We start from the raw sequence: 16037 nt of genomic DNA, 5'->3' as shown, positions 1-16037 counted from the left end.
AAGTGTTCCCCTGGGGAACACTTTTTTGCTGAAAAATCGGCCCCTTGGGGCCAGTGCGTTCCTTTTTGTTCAGTATAACAGGAAAAAACGCCGGAAACAAGCGGCTCCTTTTTGTGAAAATGGTCCTCTTGACCGTGCCGGGGCCGGATGCGTTATCCTTTTCACAAAGAGAGGGCCGGGCCCAAAAGCCGGGCCGGAGCAAAGAGAATCCAGCAGAGCAAAAAGGAGCATATTGTATGTACGATACCTTGTTTTCGCCCTTCCGCGTGCGGGGCATGGAGCTGAAAAACCGCATTGTGCTGCCCGCCATGGGCACCAAGTTCGTGGGGGACGACAAGATGGTGAACGATCAGCTGATCGACTACCATGTGGCCCGGGTGAAGGGCGGCACGGGGCTGAGCATCGTGGAGGTGTCCAGCGTGCACACCCCCAGCGCGCCCAAACGGTTCCTGTCCATCAGCGAGGACTGTTACATTCCCGGTCTGAAGCGCCTCACCGACGCCATTCATGCGGCAGGCGGCAAGGCGGGCATCCAGCTGTGGCAGGGCGGCCTGGCCGCCGCCGGTATGGACAAGACCGTGCAGGTGCTGATTCCCAGTGATATGGGCCCCATCCCCGGCATCACCCGGGAGCAGATGGCCCAGGTGGTGGAGTGCTTCGGCAAGGCGGCGGCCCGGGCGGTGAAGGCCGGGTTCGACTGTGTGGAGTTCCACTGCGCCCACAACTACCTGCCCCACTCCTTTTTGTCCGGCGGCATCAACCACCGCACCGACGAGTACGGCGGCAGCTTTGAGAACCGGGCCCGCTTCCCGCTGGAATGCATCCGGGCCATCCGGGCGAACCTGCCGGAGGAGATGCCCCTGCTGATGCGCATCGACGCTCACGACGACTACCTGCCCGGCGGACTGACCCTGGAAGAGGTGGTGGAGTTCTGCCGCCTGGCCGCTCAGGAGGGCGTGGATGTGCTGGATGTATCCCGCGGCAATATCCTCACCGCGGGACTGAAATTTGAGGTGCCCCCCATCGACCTGCCCCGGGGCTTCAACATCGACAACGCCGCCCGCATCCGCAAGGAGACCGGCCTGCCCACCATCGGCGTGGGCCGGATCAACGAGCCGGAAATAGCGGAGAAGATTCTGGAAGAGGGCAAGGTGGACCTGGTGGTCATCGGCCGCGCCCAGCTGGCGGACCCGGAGTTCTGCAACAAGTGTCGGGAGGGCCGCCTGGAGGACATCGACTACTGTGTGGGCTGCAACCAGGGCTGTTACGATGGCTTTGCCGACCCGTCGGTGCCCCACATCACCTGCCTGCGCAACCCGGCTCTGGGCCGGGAGCGGGAATGTGCCCTGCACCCCACCGCCCATCCCCGTACCGTGCTGATCGCGGGCGGCGGCGTGGCCGGTATGGAGGCGGCCATTACCCTGAAGCAGCTGGGCCATCATCCCATTCTGTGCGAGGCCACCGGTGAGCTGGGCGGTCAGTTCCTGCTGGCCGGAAAGGCGCCCCGCAAACAGGAGATGGAGACCGCGGCCCGGGCCATGGGCGAAAAGGCCCGCCGTCTGGGCGTGGAGATCCGGCTAAACACGCCGGTCACCCCCGAGCTGATCGAGGCAATCAAGCCCGACGCGGTCTTCAACTGCATCGGCGCCGAACCTCTGGTGCCGGATATTCCCGGCAGCGATCTGCCCTGCGTGGCGGATTCCCACGATGTGCTGGGCGGCCGGGTGCAGCCCGCCGGCAATGTGGTGGTCGTGGGCGGCGGCCTGGTGGGCATGGAGACCGCCGAGTATCTGGCCCAGCGGGGCTGCAAGGTCACCGACCTGGAGATGGGCCCGGAATACTGCGCGGATATGGGCATCCCCCGCAAGATCTGCGTGACCGAGAGCATCCACGCCAGCGGTATCAACCCGGTCACCAAGGTGCGGGTCACAGCCATCGAGCCCGGCCGGGTGCTGGGCGAAAGCGAGGGCAAGCCGGTGGAGTTTGCCTGTGACTGGGCGGTGATCGCCATCGGCGCCCGCTCCCGCAACGGACAGGAGCTGGAACAGGCCAGCGCCCAGGTGGGGGCACAGTATCGGGTTCTGGGCGACGCATTCAAGGCGCGCCGGGCGCTGAACGCCACCCGGGAGGCCTTTGACGCGGCCCTGGCTCTGGACAAGGAAGATTGAACAAACAAAGCAAAATGAAGGAGGCTGTTTTGTATGTTGTTGGAAAATAAGATTGCCATCGTCACCGGCGGCACCCGTGGTATCGGTCTGGCCACCGTGGAGGCTTTTCTGCGGGAGGGCGCTACCGTGATTCTCACCGGCTCCCGGCAGGAGACCGCGGACAAGGCGGTGGCCGCGCTGAAGGAGAAGGACCCGAATGCCAAGGTGGCGGGTATCGCCCCTAATCTGGCAGACCTGGCCAGCGTGGAAGAGGCGTTTCAGAAGGTGGCGCAGGAGTATGGCCGCATCGACATCCTGGTGAACAACGCGGGTATGTCCGATTCCACTCCCTTTGACAAATACGACGAGGCCACCTTTGAAAAGGTGATGGACCTGAACGTGAAGGGCGTGTTCACCTGCGCCCGGGCCGTGACCCCCATCATGCAGGCCCAGAGCAGCGGTGTGATTCTGAACACCAGCTCCATGGTTTCCCGCTACGGCCAGCCCAGCGGCATTGCCTATCCCACCAGCAAGTTCGCGGTGAACGGCTTCACCCTGTCGCTGGCCCGTGAGCTGGGCAAGTACGGCATCCGGGTGAACGCAGTGGCCCCCGGCATCACCGATACCGACATGATGCGTGCGGTGCCGGAACACATCATCAAGGCCCTGTGCACCGAGATTCCGCTGGGCCGCATCGGCAAGCCGGAAGAGGTGGCCAATGCTTTCGTGTTCCTGGCCAGCGAGATGGCCAGCTACATCACCGGCGTGGTGCTCAGCGTGGATGGTCTGGCCCGCACCTGACCCGGTTTTACAGCACAAAAAAACGGAGGGAAGCCGCCGGGGCTTCCCTCCGTTTTGTATTTCATGGTATAATCGTGGGAAATAAAGCAGAAAGCGAGGATATCGCCATGGATCAGATCGAATACACCAACAGCCTCCCGCTGCGCCGTCAGGCCTGGAAGCTGCTGCTGCGGCGCACCCTGCTCAGCCCGCTGGGGGTTGCGGCCGTTCTGGGACCGCTGTTTCTGACGGTGCTGGGCATCCATGAACTGTGGCTGGCCTACTGGGGCTTTTACTACATGGGCATGGATTTTTCCTGGTACAGCTGGCAGACGCTGGCCTATATGCTGCTGTTCCTGGGTACCGCAGGCTGGATGACCTGGCGCATGGTGAAAGGCAACCGCAGGGCGTACCGGCGGTTTCTGGACCAGCCGGAGGACGTTCGGCGTCTGGTGTTCAGCCAGCATATCCTGCGCATCTACCGGTCCGACGGTTTGCAGCTGCTGGCTGTTCACTGGAACAAGGGCATCCGGGTGGTGCCGGGCCGCGATCTGGTGCTGCTGTGCGCCGGGCGCAGCTGTGTGGCGGCCATTTCCGCCCTGGAGCTGGAGGCGCAGGGAGGTCTGGCGCAGCTGCAGCGCACCGTGAACGAGCGGGTGCGCGATGCCCAGCCGCTGGACGAGACCCTCTGGCGGTCGCTCATCACACCCCGGCCGGGCCTTGTCTGGGGTGTCAGCTATTCCATTGCCGATGCCTGGAACCGCCGGATGCGGTGGCGCCTGGCGCTGGGCGGCGCAGCGGCAATGTTCATCGTCCTGCTGCTGATGCCCGGCGGGCTTTTGGTCAAGGGAATTACCGCGGCGGTGGTGCTGGGGCTTGTGGCCGCTCAGACCAATCCCCGGCGGCGGGAAAAAGCCACCATCCAGCAGGGCGGACCCTCCGGCCTGACCAGCATGCCCGCCCGCTTTGAGCTGTATGAGGACGGCATTCAGCTTGCACGGGGCGAGGAGGGCAGCTTCTGGACCTGGGAGCGAATCGACAAGGTGAAGGACCAGCAGGGCACGCTGGTGCTGAAAAAGGATGGCGGAGTCATCACCCTGCTGCCGCCCCAGGCCTTCGCCGATGAGGCGGAGCGCCGCCGGGTACTGGAATTTATCCAGGCCCGGGCGGGCCGCCGGGAATAAGTGGACCGGGTCAGGCAGCTTCCTCGTGCTCCGGCATATAGAGGGTGAGCCGCCGCATGGTGATGAAGAAGGCAATGACCAGCGGCACCGCGCTGCCGGTCCAGGCCATGGGGTTGGCCAGGCAGGCGCCGGTGAAGCCGAAAGGCCCCGCCAGGCAGACCGAGCAGACGCCGCGCATCACCAGCTCCATGATCCCGGCAAAGGTGGGCACAAAGCTCTGGCCCAGGCCCTGCAGGGAGTAGCGGAAGATGAACAGCAGCGCCAGCACCCACATGGACACGGCCACAATGCACAGATAAATATAGGAAAGGCCGGTTACCTGGGTGTCGTGGCCCACGAAGAGGGTGGCCAGCTGGCGGCCGAAGGCCAGGAACACCACGCCCATGAAGGCGGACCAGGCCAGGGCCATGAGGCTGCACTGCACCACGCCGGTGCGGATGCGGTGCAGCTTGCCCGCGCCGTAGTTCTGGGCCACAAAGGTGCCCATGGCAAGGCCGAAGCTGCCCAGGGGCAGGGTGCCCAGGGATTCCAGCTTGTTGGCGGCGGTAAAGGCGGCCACCGCGGTGCTGCCCAGGCTGTTCAGGGCGTACTGCAGCATCAGCGAGCCGATGGCAATGATGCTGCTCTGAAAGCCCATGGGCAGACCCATGTGCAGGTGGCGCAGAATCTCCCGGCGGCTGAGCCGCCAATCGGACCGGTGCAGCCGCAGAGCGGGGAAGGCCTTGTGAATGTAGACCACGCAGGCGGCTCCGGCCAGCAGCTGGGCAATCACGGTGGCCACGCCCGCGCCCATCACCCCCAGCGGGGTGTAGAGGATGAGCAGCACGTCCAGCACGATATTGATCACGCAGCCCGCCACCAGAAAGTACAGCGGGGTCTTGCTGTCGCCCAAAGCGCGCAGCACGTTGGAGACCACGTTGAACAGCATGGTGGCCAGAATGCCCGCGAAAATCACCATCAGGTAGCGGGTGGCGTCCTCCAGAATTTCCGGCGGGGTCTGCAGCAGAACCAGAAGCTGGCGGGTGCCCGCCACGCTGATCACCGTGAGCACCACGCTGATCACGCCGCCCAGCACCAGGCTGGCCGCGTAGCTCTGGCGTACCCCGTCCTCATCCCCCGCACCGAAGCGCTGGGCCGTGAGGATGGAGAATCCGGCGGACATGCCCTGGGCAAAGCCGATGATCAAAAAGCTCAGGCTGCCGGTGCAGCCCACCGCGGCCAGGGCATTTACGCCAAGCATCCGGCCCACAATGAAGGTGTCGGCCATGTTGTAGACCTGCTGGAACAGGTTGCCGATGAACAGCGGCAGGGCGAACAGCAAAATCAGTTTTGCCGGGGAACCGGCGGTCATGGATTTGGTCATAACAGTTCTCTCCGTTCGGGTGCGTTGCAGGAATAAAATCGGATTGCGGTGCAAAAGTGTAACGCCACCTATCATACCGCAGCGGCGGCAAAAGTCAATGCAACTTTTTGAAGATTTTCCACCGGATTTTAAAATTAGAAAAGGGCACAAAAATGCCCGCCCACAGGCAAGGTGGGCGGGCATTTTGCCACTTGAAAAAGGGGCGTTCCGCTTGAAAAATCAGCCGGGATATTCCGCAAGACTGGTGCCGGGAAAATACCAGCTCAAAATCTCGGCGCAGCTCTGGCCCTGGGCGGCCATGGCCTGGGCTCCGCACTGGCTCAGGCCCACCCCGTGGCCGTAGCCCAGGGTGGTCACGTCGAAGCCCGTTTCGGTGCGCTGGACGGTGAAGCAGCTGCTGCGCAGCGAAAGGGCGGTGCGCAGCTGGGTGCCCTTCACAAAGGCACCGCCCACCTGGATGGTGTCCACGTATCCGGCCTCGGTCAGGCTTGTCTCGCCGAACCAGCCGTCCGCGCTGCCGCTCAGGTCCAGGCCGGAAAACTGGGTGGCCAGCATATCGTACATCTGCTGGGTGGTGTAGCTCACCGTTTCCTCATAGCCCTCGGCCAGCTTGTCCAGCGGGGAGTCCACCCCCTGCAGGTAGGGCAGCGCCTCGTTCCACACCAGCTGGCTTGCCTCGGTGCGTCCGTTGCTGATGGCGTGGTAGCAGGCGGCGGCGGGCGCGCCCTCGTACAAAAGCACCGTGTGCACCAGCGGCTCCAGCAGGGTTTTCAGCCGCTGGTAGTTGGCCTCGTAGTCCTCGCCCCAGTAGCTTTGCAGCACTTCGGTGGTCATGCAGCCCTGGCGACGGGCCGGGTCCACCGAGAACCAGGCCCCGCCCAGCGCCTCGGTGTCCGCGTGGTCCCGCTGATACAAAGCGTAGCTGTGGGCGGCAATGCCCTGGGCCTTCAGCGCCTCGTCCGGCCAGGTGATGGGCATCTCGCTGGCCACCGCGCCGATCATGTAATCCAGCACCGGTACCTCCAACACCTGGCCGGTGGAGGCGTTCTGCACCCGGATCACATCCTCCGCAGGAGCGGGCGTTGCGGCGGGAGGGGTGGCGGAATCGGTCTGGGATGCGGCCTCGCTTTCGGGTGTGGAGGCAGCGGGTGTGGACTGGGCCCCGGCGGTGCTCTGCCCGGAAGAGGACGGTGCGGCCGCCTGCCCGGCAGCCTGGGGCAGAAGACTCACCAGCGGCAGGCAGAAGGTGAGCAGGCAGAACAGCAGGATGGGCAGGATACTTCGTTTCATGGCATTGGACCTCCTTGGCAGCGGGGCGGCAGTTTCCGCTCTTGCTTTTTCGTTGTAAAGTGTGTAAGATTAAACATAAACCACCGGCCGGTGCCGGTGGATTCCAGAATAACGGCCGCCGGGCGCAAAATGAGCCGAAGCAGGCCGTTTGACAAATCAAGGCAGAGGGGGAAGGGAGCCATGGCCCAGCAGTCTTCCGGTATGGAATTTTTATGCCGGGAATATTTGAAAAATAACTACATTGATCCCGAGACCAGTGAACGGCTGGGAGTCAAGCGGGGCCTGCGCAACCCGGACGGCACCGGCGTGCTGGCGGGCCTGACCAACATCTGTGATGTTGTGGGCTACGAAAAGGGCCCGGCGGGCGAGGTTATTCCCACCCCGGGCCGCCTGATCTACCGGGGCGTGGACCTGAACGAGCTGGTGCGGGAGGCCTACGAGCACGACCGCTTCATCTTCGAGGAGGTCAGCTGGCTGCTTTTGTTCGGCAGCCTGCCCAAAAAAAGCGAGCTGGAAAAATTCCAGCAGATCATCGCCGAGCACCACAATCTGCCCGAGCATTTCATCGAGGACGTGCTGCTGCGCTCGCCCAGTCCCAACATTATGAATAAGATGGCCCGCAGCGTGCTCTCGCTCTACAGCTACGACGAGCGCCCCGAGGACCTGAGCCTGGAAAACCTGATGGAGCAGTCCATCAACCTGATCGCCGGGCTGCCCACCATCATGGTGAACGCCTACCAGCTCAAGCGCCGGGTGTACGACAAGCAGAGCATGTTCTTCCATCCGCCCACGCCGGGGCAGAGCACCGCCGAGCACATTCTTTCCACCTACCGGGCGGACCAGAAGTTCACCCACGAGGAGGCAAAGCTGCTGGATCTGTGCCTGCTGGTCCACGCGGACCACGGCGGCGGCAACAACTCCGCCTTCACCTGCCGGGTGCTTTCCAGCTCCGGCACCGATACCTACTCGGCCATTGCGGCGGCCATCGGCAGCCTGAAGGGCCCCAAGCACGGCGGCGCCAACCTGAAGGTGATGGAGCAGCTGGAATACTTGAAGGCCGGCGTGGAGGACTACCGGGACGAGGACGAGGTGCGGGAATTTCTGCGCCGCATCATCCGCAAACAGGCGGGCGACGGCAGCGGCCTGATCTACGGTATGGGCCATGCCATCTACACCATCAGCGACCCCCGTGCCGTGGTGCTGCGCCAGAAGGCGGAGAAGCTGGCGGTGGAAAAGGGCTTCGAGGAGGAGTTCCGCCTGCTGTGCCTGGTGGAGAAGCTGGGCCCCCAGGTGTTCGCCGAGGAAAAGGGCAACAAGACCGTGTGCGCCAATGTGGACCTGTACAGCGGCCTGATCTACAAGATGCTGGGCATCAGCCAGGATCTGTACACCCCCCTGTTCGCCATCAGCCGTATTCCGGGCTGGTGCGCCCACCGCATTGAAGAGGTGGTGTTCGCCAACCGGATCATCCGCCCGGCCTATAAGTACCTGGGCGTGCGGCAGAAATACAAAACATTAGAGGAACGCGGATGAAACGAATTGCAACGATTCTATTGCTTCTGGTCTGCGCGGCGGCGGGTGCCGTGCGCTGGCTGGATGTGATGTACTACACCGACCTGTCCACCGGCTTTGTGACCTGGGGCAGCTACCTGTGGCGCTATGCGCTGGCGGGCGGCGTGCTGGTGCTGCTGTGGCTGGCCGGATGGATGATTCCCAAAACCAGCGCCGCGCTGAAGGGCCAGAGCACAGCTCAGGGCCTGCTGGCGGTGCTGTGCGGCGTGGGCTTTGCCGCGCTGGGCGGGGTGTATCTGGCAGCCTTCGGTCAGCTGGGCCGGTTTGAGCTGGCGCTGGCGGTGCTGTATCTGGTGAGCGGCGTGTGGATGCTGCTGCTGGGCCGCAGCCGCTTCACGCCGGAATTTGAGGCCCCCACCGGCAGCGCGCTGTTCGGCATTGCGGGCACCCTGGCCCTTTACCTGCTCACCATCAAGCGGTTTGGCCTGGCCCCCACCGGCATCGTGCGGGTGAACAACACCCTGGAGGCACTGGCGGCGCTGGCAGCGCTTTTGTTCTGCACTGCTCAGCTGAAAAGCGCCTACATCCCCGGCGGCAAGAGCGCCCGGTGGATCTGGCTGTGCGGTATGGCGGCCTTCCTGCTCTGCACCTGCCTGGCACTGCCCAGCGCCATGTGGACCTGGCTGCAGGGCCAGAGCGAGCTGCGCAGCATGGTGGAGGGCGTCTGCCTGGCTCTGGTGGGCCTGATGGGCGCGGTCTACGCGCTCACTGTGTCCAGCGAAGAGAAGTAACATGTGAAAAAGACCCCGCCGGATTCGGAATTTTCCAATCCGGCGGGTCTTTTTTGTGTAAATCCTGCCAAACCTATGGTATAATAACGTTTTAAACCGCCCCACACCGGAGCGGTGAGCTGAACAAAGGAGAACCATATGAACGATATGATGGCCGCCTTCCGGGCGGATCTTGAGGGCTTCGACGAAGCCACCCGCGATTTTTACACCGGCAATATGAGCAAGCAGGAGTACAAAGGCATCTCCGGCGGCTTCGGCAGCTATTCCGAAAAGGGCGGCCAGAAGGGCATGATCCGCCTGCGGATGACCGCGGGCCGCGTGACCAAGGACAAGCTGGCCTTTGTGGTGGAGACCGCCGAGCGGCTGAACATCGAGCTGATCAAGCTGACCACCTGCGAAACGGTGCAGCTGCATCATCTGACCGGCCGCCAGATTCTGGACGTGGCGGCCAAGGCCCTGGATGCAGGCATCGTCTGCCGGGGCGGCGGCGGTGACCACCCCCGCAACGTGATGGCGCCGCCTCTGTCCGGCGTGCTGCCCGGAGAGAGCTTCGATGTGATCCCCTATGCGGAGCTGGTGGCGGATTACCTGCTGAGCCTGCTGTACGACATCCATATGCCCCGCAAGCTGAAGGTGGGCTTTGCCAACCATACCTCCAATGTGGCTCACGTCACCATGCGGGACCTGGGCTTCGTGGCCGAAGCGGACGGCTGCTTCTCGGTGTACATCGCCGGCGGCATGGGCCCCAATCCCCGCATGGGCCTGAAGGTGGCCGAACATGTGCCCGGCGGTGAGCTTTTGTATTATGTGAAGGCCATGGTGGATACCTTCCTGGCTCACGGCAACTACGAGCAGCGGGCCAAGGCCCGCACCCGCTACATGCAGGAGGCCCTGGGCGAGGAGGGCCTGCGCCAGGCCTACAACCAGGCTCTGGAGGCTGCGAAGGCCGCCGGTGGACTGGACCGTCAGGTGAAAGCGCGCCCGGTGACCAAGCAGGGCGAGGGCAGCATCAGCGGCAAGCGGATCATCGCCCAGAAGCAGGCGGGCCTGTTCGCGGTGAGCTACCATCCCCTGGGCGGCACGCCCAGCCGCCAGACCCTGCGGGCGCTGCTGGATGCCATTCGGCCCATGGAGCAGGTGGAGGTGCGTCTGGGTGCGGACGGCACCATGTATGTGATCAACTGCACCGCTGCTGAGGCGGAAAAGGTGCTGGCTGCCACCGAAGACGGTGCACGCACCCGCTTTGAGCATTCGGTGGCCTGCATCGGCGCTTCGGTCTGCCAGCAGGGCGTGCGGGATTCCCAGGCGCTGTACCACGCCTGCGTGAAGGCTGCCCGCGAGGCAAACCTGCCGGACGGCGCGCTGCCGGTGATTCACATTTCCGGCTGTCCCTCCTCCTGCGGTACCCATCAGGTGGGCACCCTGGGCTTCCACGGCGGCGTGAAGCTGGTGGACAAAAAGCCCCACCCCGCCTTCACCCTGCATGTGAACGGCAGCGCCCGGATGGGCGAGGAGCGCTTCGGCGAGAGCTGGGGCGTGATCTTTGAGGAGCGCATCCCGGAATTCCTGGTGGCGCTGGGCCGCAAGGTGGCCGATACCGGCCTTTCCTTCGAGGAATGGCTGCCTGCCCATGAGGACGAGCTGCGCGCCCTGGCGGCGGACTATCTGGTCTGACCCGACGAAAAAACCGCAACAAAATACCCCGGATGGCGGCTGCCGTCCGGGGTATTTTTGTATGGTTGGCAAAAAATGGGCGGAAAGCTTGTGGGATGTGCCGAAAAATGAGCCGGTATGAACCTGCCGCCCGGTGGTATAATGAAAGAAAACGGCGGACCACGGGCAATCTCCCGTGCCGCCCGCAGCGCCCGGTAAAGTGTCCGGGCAGGGAAATGAGAGGTGTGCAACATGTTGAAGACCTGGGTACGGCCCGCGCGGCCGGAGGAAAGCGAATGCAAGCAGCGGCTGGATGCCGCCCGTGACCGGCTGGAAGCTTTGCAGCTGGAGGTGAAGGCCGCCGGCCTGCCGGTGCTGGTGCTGGTGGAGGGCTGGGGCGCCGCGGGCAAGGGCAGCATGCTGGGGCGGATTATCCAGAACATCGATCCCCGGTTTTTCACGGTGACCAGCATGTCCGCCCCCACGCCGGAGGAGGGGCGCTACCCCTTTTTGCACCGGTATGTGAAGGCCATTCCCGAGGCGGGCAAGTTCGCCTTTCTGGATTCCGGCTGGATGGACCAGGTGGTGAAGGAGCGGCTGCGGGGCGAGCTGGAGGGCCAGGCCTACGCCCGGCGGCTGCAGAGCGTGCTGCGCTTTGAGCACCAGCTCACCGACAACGGCTATCTGGTGCTCAAGCTGTTTTTGCAGATTAGCCGCAAGGAGCAGAAAAAGCGGCTGGAGGCCCTGGCCGCCGACCCGGACACTGCCTGGCGGGTGAGCGAAAACGACCGCTGGCAGAACAAGCACTATGAGGAATGTGAGGATGTGTTCGACGATTACCTGCGGGCCACCAATCTGCCCGGCGCGCCCTGGTACATCATTGATGCCAAGGAGAAAAAGTGGTGCGAGGTGCAGATGCTGGAGACCCTGTGCAGCGCCATTGATACCGCCCGCAGGAATGCGGCGCTGGCGGTGCCCCTTTTGCAGAACACCTTCCCGCTGGTTTCCATGCCCAAGCTGGCGCAGGTGGATCTTTCCCAGAGCCTGACCGACGAGGAATATGACGCCCGCCGCAAGGCCCTGCAAAAGCGGCTGAGCGTGCTGCACAACCGCACCTACCGCAAGAAGGTGCCGGTGATTATTGTGTACGAGGGCTGGGACGCCGCGGGCAAGGGCGGCAACATCCGGCGGGTCACCGCCGCGCTGGACCCCCGGGGCTATCAGGTGAACCCCATCGCCAGCCCCGAGCCCCACGAAAAGGCCCGGCATTACCTGTGGCGGTTCTGGACCCGTCTGCCCAAAACCGGCCACATTGCCATCTTTGACCGCAGCTGGTACGGCCGGGTGATGGTGGAGCGGATCGAGGGCTTCTGCACCGAGAATGACTGGCAGCGGGCCTACAACGAGATCAACGAGTTCGAGGCCGAGCTGGCCGACTGGGGCGCAGTGATTCTGAAATTCTGGGTCCACATCGACCCGGCCACCCAGCTGGAGCGGTTCAAGAGCCGCCAGAACACTCCGGAGAAGCAGTGGAAGATCACCGACGAGGACTGGCGCAACCGGGAAAAATGGCCCGCCTACGAGCAGGCGGTGGATGAGATGCTGCAGAAGACCAGCACCCAGAAGGCCCCCTGGCACATCCTGCCCTCCAACGACAAAAAATATGCCCGCGTCAAAGCCCTGGAGATCATTGTGGATACCCTGGAAAAGGCGCTGGGCGACTGAATCCCGCCGATGCAGCCCCCTTCCCGTCCTTCGGGAAGGGGGCTTTTTGCGGTGTAGCGGCACATGAGCGGATTCGAAAAAATGTGTTATGATACTGGCGAAATAAATGCGCCGGAAACATCCGGCGGGAAAGGCGGCAGCGAATGCAGCGGAGAAACCTGGAATATTTTGTGACGGTGGTGGACTGCGGAAGCATCAGCGCGGCGGCCCAGAAGCTGTTTGTGGCCCAGCCCAGCCTGAGCCGGGCCATCAACGCCATGGAACGCCAGATGGACTGCCGTCTGCTGGAGCGCACCGGCCGGGGCGTGGTGCCCACCGCGGCAGGGCGGCAGCTGTACTATTACGGCCGCTCCATTCTGGATAAGTTCCAGATGCTGGACCGGCTGTACCACGGGGGTGAGGAGCAGCTGGTGAGCCGATTGCACGTGTCGGTGGCGCTGCTCTTTTTGAAGGACAGCCTGCTGGAGACCGTCTACCGCCAGATGAACACCCCGGATGCGGAAATCTGCTTTTACGAGACCACGCTGGAGCCGCTGCTGGAGCAGGTGGCGGAGGGCCGGTCCGAGCTGGGGCTGGCGGTGGTGAACGATCACCAGCTGCCCCTGTTCACCCGTATGAGCCAGGCCCGCGAGCTGGAGCTCACTCCGCTGGACGAGCCCCGCCCGCCCGTTGTGCAGGTGCACAGCGCCCATCCGCTGACCCGGCAGCAGCAGCTTTGCTGCCGCCAGCTGTTTGAATATCCCCGGCTGATGGCCCCCGCCGACTTTTTCACCAATCTGAACCAGGCGGTGTATGAGGATATGAAGCGGCCCGCGCATCTGCCCCGGCGCACCATCGTGGCCAACAGCTACCATACCATATTGCGCATGCTGCGCAACACCAACGGCTATATGATCGGCAACTGCTGGCAGCAGGAGGAGCTGACGGCCTGCGGCATCCGCAGCCTGCATCTCACCGATGCGCCGGTGCGGCTGAATCTGATGCTGGTCCGCCGCCAGCGGCAGGAGCTTTCCGGCTGTGCCAGCCGGTTTCTGGAGGAGTTTCTGCGGGATCAGAACCTGCCTCAGATATAACAGAACTGTTATACCCGGTCATGGCAGAACCGGTATTTGTGGGCAAAAACAGGATGTGGTATCATAAATCCCGGACAAAATCTGTGGATGAGCCTGACGCAACAATATGCGATGCCGTCCCCCTTGAAATCAGGAAAAGGAGAACCCATCATGTTGAAAAAGACCACCCTGCTTTCCATCGCCACCGCCGCCGCGGTGATCACCACCTCTGTGGGCACCTTCGCTGCTTACGATACCGTGACCGCTGAGGCCACCGCCGGTAACGTGAGCTTCCGTAAGCCGGTTACCATCCAGGCGGCCGGTCTGACTATGAACCCGGAGGAAGATTCGCTGGGCACCGCGCCCTCCGCCACCGGCACCGTGACCTTTACCGTGACCGATGAGGAGTCCCTGGCCAGCAGCCTGGGCCTGGAAATCGCCGTTGCGGATAACGGCGCCACCGGCCTGTCCGCCAGCGACTTTGATTTTAACGTGACCGATTCCAGCGACGGCGCAAATTCCGGCTGCACCGGCGGCGGCACCAGCTGGACCGACAGCGACCTGACCGGCACCAACCAGTATACGGTGACCGCCACCCTGAAGGCGGAGTCGGCCAGCAAGCTCAACTCTGCGGCGGGTGATGTGAAGATCACCGTGACCGGCACCCTGAGCTGATCAGACCAAAAATCAAAAACAAAAAGCCCTGTAGCCGTTAGCCGGTGTCGTTTTCTTATGTCACCCCGGCTTTCTACAGGGCTTTTTTTGAGGAGCACGGAAAGGAGAGAACCGGTGTGAAGCGCTTGCGGCTCATCAAGAATATCCTGTTCTGCCTGCTGCTGGGCGCGGTGGGGCTGTATCTGGCGGCCTATTCCCTCTGGCCACAGACGGTTGAGCGGTACCAGCCCTACCGGTTTTACACCGTCCTTACCGACAGTATGGCCCCCTACATGCCGCCCATGTCGCTGGTGCTGGTGCGGCAGCTTCCGGCGGATGCTCCGCTGGAGCTTGCGCCGGAGCAGATCGTCACCTTCCGGGCCGACCGGTTTGGCCAGCAGATCATCCAGACCCACCGCTTTTCCCATACCGAATGGGACGAGGAGCTGGGCCAGACCATCTACCGCACCCACCCGGAGGGCACCACCGATCTGGATTTCTACAAGACCACCCGGCAGGATATTCTGGGCGTGTATGTGTTCCACCTGCCCTGGCTGGGCAAGGTGATGCTGTTTCTGCAAAGCCCCTGAGGCCTGGTGCTGCTGGGCGAGCAGCTGGTGATCTTTCTGGTCAATCAGCTCATCAAGGCCCGCTGGGCGGAGCGGGAGCAGCAGGAGCCAAAACGGGAGCAGCCCCCGCAGGCGGGCGGGTCCTGGCGCTTTCGCCGCGGATGTGCCCCGGCGGCCTGCTCCGGCCGCTGGCGCTACACCGCCCCCAAAGCCCGGTCATAATAAAAAAGTACCTCTCCGGCGTAAAAAGCCGAAGAGGTACTTTTTGTATGTATGGGGGTTCAGCGGGCGCTGGTCAGCTCGCCCCGCAGGTCCTGCTCCATCCAGTGCTTGATGGTGTCCCGGTCATAGCCCTTGCTGAACAGGTAGTACAGCTTTGCAACGGCGGCCTCGGTGGTCATATCCAGGCCGCTCACCGCACCGGCGGCCTTCAGGCCGCTGCTGGTGGCGTAGGTGCCGATGTGCACCGCGCCCTGAGGGCACTGGCTGCACACCGTGAGAATGGTGCCGTGGGCGAAGGCCTTCTGGATCAGGGGCAGCAGCGCGCCGTCGTAATCCGGGATGTTGCCCGCGCCGAAGGTCTCCAGCACGATGCCCTGCAGCTTCTCGGTCAGAATCGAATCGAACAGCTCGAACTGGATGCCGGGGAACACCTTCAATACGCCGATGGGCACGTTCTCCAGCTTTGCCAGCTGTAAGGGGCCGTTCACCCGGGGCGCGCCGATGGCGCTCTTGTTGTAGCGGATGTCCACCCCGGCGGTGGCCAGCGGCGGATAGTTGGGGGAGGAGAAGGCCTGCAGACCGTCCGCCGAGCTCTTCACCGCCCGGTTGCCCCGCAGCAGCTGACCGCCGAAATAAAGGCTCACTTCATTTACCACGCCCTCGGCTGCAATGAGCAGGCTGGTGATCAGGTTGTCTCGCCCGTCGCTGCGCAGCTGGCACAGCGGAATCTGGCTGCCGGTGAGCACCACCGGCTTGTCCAGATTTTCCAGCATGAAGCTCAGCGCCGAAGCGGTGTAGGCCATGGTGTCGGTGCCGTGCAGCACCACAAAGCCGTCGAACTGATGGTACCGGTCCGCGATGGCCTGGCCAATGGCGCACCACTCGTGCACCGTGATGTTGGAGGAGTCCAGCAGCGGGTCCATCTCCACCAGCTCCCAGTCCGGCATGTCCGGGCTGGTCAGCTCGGGAATGGCGGCCAGTCCGCCCGCAAAGCAGCCCGGCTTGGGCGCGTAGCCCTGCTCGCCGGGCATCATGCCGATGGTGCCGCCGGTATATAAGATGCAGATGCGTTTTTTCATAAAAATGCCCCCCTGG

General features: G+C 63.4%; 14 protein-coding genes. 11 read left to right on the top strand and 3 right to left on the bottom strand.

Translation table 11 applies throughout. The features are described 5' to 3' along the window. Positions 1-236 precede the first annotated feature (236 nt). The 3 genes from baiCD to PH256_RS12145 all read left to right on the top strand — a co-directional run bounded on the left by baiCD (position 237) and on the right by PH256_RS12145 (position 4111). Positions 237-2168, top strand: a complete 1932-nt coding sequence (baiCD, locus tag PH256_RS12155) for a bile acid Fe-S flavoenzyme BaiCD (RefSeq protein ID WP_270914391.1) — start codon at positions 237-239, stop codon at positions 2166-2168. 33 nt (positions 2169-2201) lie between these two features. Continuing rightward, the gene (locus PH256_RS12150) at positions 2202-2948 is read left to right on the top strand and encodes an SDR family NAD(P)-dependent oxidoreductase (RefSeq protein WP_270914390.1); all 747 of its coding nucleotides are present in this window, start codon (positions 2202-2204) and stop codon (positions 2946-2948) included. 107 nt (positions 2949-3055) lie between these two features. Beyond that, entirely contained in the window at positions 3056-4111 is a 1056-nt protein-coding gene (locus PH256_RS12145; RefSeq protein ID WP_270914389.1) for a YcxB family protein, read from the top strand. Between the two features lie 10 nt (positions 4112-4121). Here the strand turns inward: PH256_RS12145 and PH256_RS12140 are convergent, their stop codons facing one another. Both PH256_RS12140 and PH256_RS12135 read right to left on the bottom strand, forming a co-directional pair. Beyond that, positions 4122-5474, bottom strand: coding sequence for an MATE family efflux transporter (locus PH256_RS12140; RefSeq protein ID WP_087183757.1), 1353 nt, complete (start codon positions 5472-5474; stop codon positions 4122-4124). Between the two features lie 219 nt (positions 5475-5693). Then, complete coding sequence (locus PH256_RS12135) at positions 5694-6764, bottom strand: SpoIID/LytB domain-containing protein (protein WP_270914388.1); 1071 nt, start codon at positions 6762-6764, stop codon at positions 5694-5696. A 201-nt stretch (positions 6765-6965) separates the two neighbouring features. Between PH256_RS12135 and PH256_RS12130 the strand changes: the two genes are divergently transcribed. From PH256_RS12130 to PH256_RS12095, 8 genes are all read left to right on the top strand, one after another. After that, on the top strand, positions 6966-8297 hold the full coding sequence (locus PH256_RS12130) for a citrate synthase (protein WP_270914387.1): 1332 nt from the start codon (positions 6966-6968) through the stop codon (positions 8295-8297). Next, entirely contained in the window at positions 8294-9067 is a 774-nt protein-coding gene (locus tag PH256_RS12125) for a hypothetical protein (protein ID WP_270914386.1), read from the top strand. The genes PH256_RS12130 and PH256_RS12125 overlap by 4 nt, the downstream gene beginning before the upstream one ends. Positions 9068-9205: 138 nt before the next feature. Beyond that, positions 9206-10741, top strand: coding sequence for a nitrite/sulfite reductase (locus tag PH256_RS12120; protein ID WP_270914385.1), 1536 nt, complete (start codon positions 9206-9208; stop codon positions 10739-10741). A 231-nt stretch (positions 10742-10972) separates the two neighbouring features. Beyond that, positions 10973-12445: a polyphosphate:AMP phosphotransferase gene (pap, locus tag PH256_RS12115; RefSeq protein ID WP_270914384.1), complete on the top strand. Its 1473-nt coding sequence runs from the start codon at positions 10973-10975 to the stop codon at positions 12443-12445. 143 nt (positions 12446-12588) lie between these two features. Continuing rightward, complete coding sequence (locus PH256_RS12110) at positions 12589-13518, top strand: LysR family transcriptional regulator (RefSeq protein ID WP_270914383.1); 930 nt, start codon at positions 12589-12591, stop codon at positions 13516-13518. A gap of 150 nt (positions 13519-13668) precedes the next feature. Further along, positions 13669-14172, top strand: a complete 504-nt coding sequence (locus tag PH256_RS12105; RefSeq protein WP_270914382.1) for a hypothetical protein — start codon at positions 13669-13671, stop codon at positions 14170-14172. Positions 14173-14288: 116 nt separating this feature from the next. After that, the gene (locus tag PH256_RS12100; protein WP_270914381.1) at positions 14289-14741 is read left to right on the top strand and encodes a hypothetical protein; all 453 of its coding nucleotides are present in this window, start codon (positions 14289-14291) and stop codon (positions 14739-14741) included. A gap of 6 nt (positions 14742-14747) precedes the next feature. Next, complete coding sequence (locus PH256_RS12095) at positions 14748-14942, top strand: hypothetical protein (protein ID WP_270914380.1); 195 nt, start codon at positions 14748-14750, stop codon at positions 14940-14942. A 59-nt stretch (positions 14943-15001) separates the two neighbouring features. Here the strand turns inward: PH256_RS12095 and ansA are convergent, their stop codons facing one another. Continuing rightward, the gene (gene ansA, locus PH256_RS12090; protein WP_270914379.1) at positions 15002-16021 is read right to left on the bottom strand and encodes an asparaginase; all 1020 of its coding nucleotides are present in this window, start codon (positions 16019-16021) and stop codon (positions 15002-15004) included. Positions 16022-16037 lie beyond the last annotated feature (16 nt).

This window comes from Allofournierella sp. CML151, assembly GCF_027853465.1.
In the GTDB taxonomy this organism is placed as follows: Bacteria; Bacillota; Clostridia; order Oscillospirales; family Ruminococcaceae; genus Allofournierella.
Note: the sequence above shows the minus strand (reverse complement) of the source record. Positions and strands in the feature narration are given on the sequence as shown.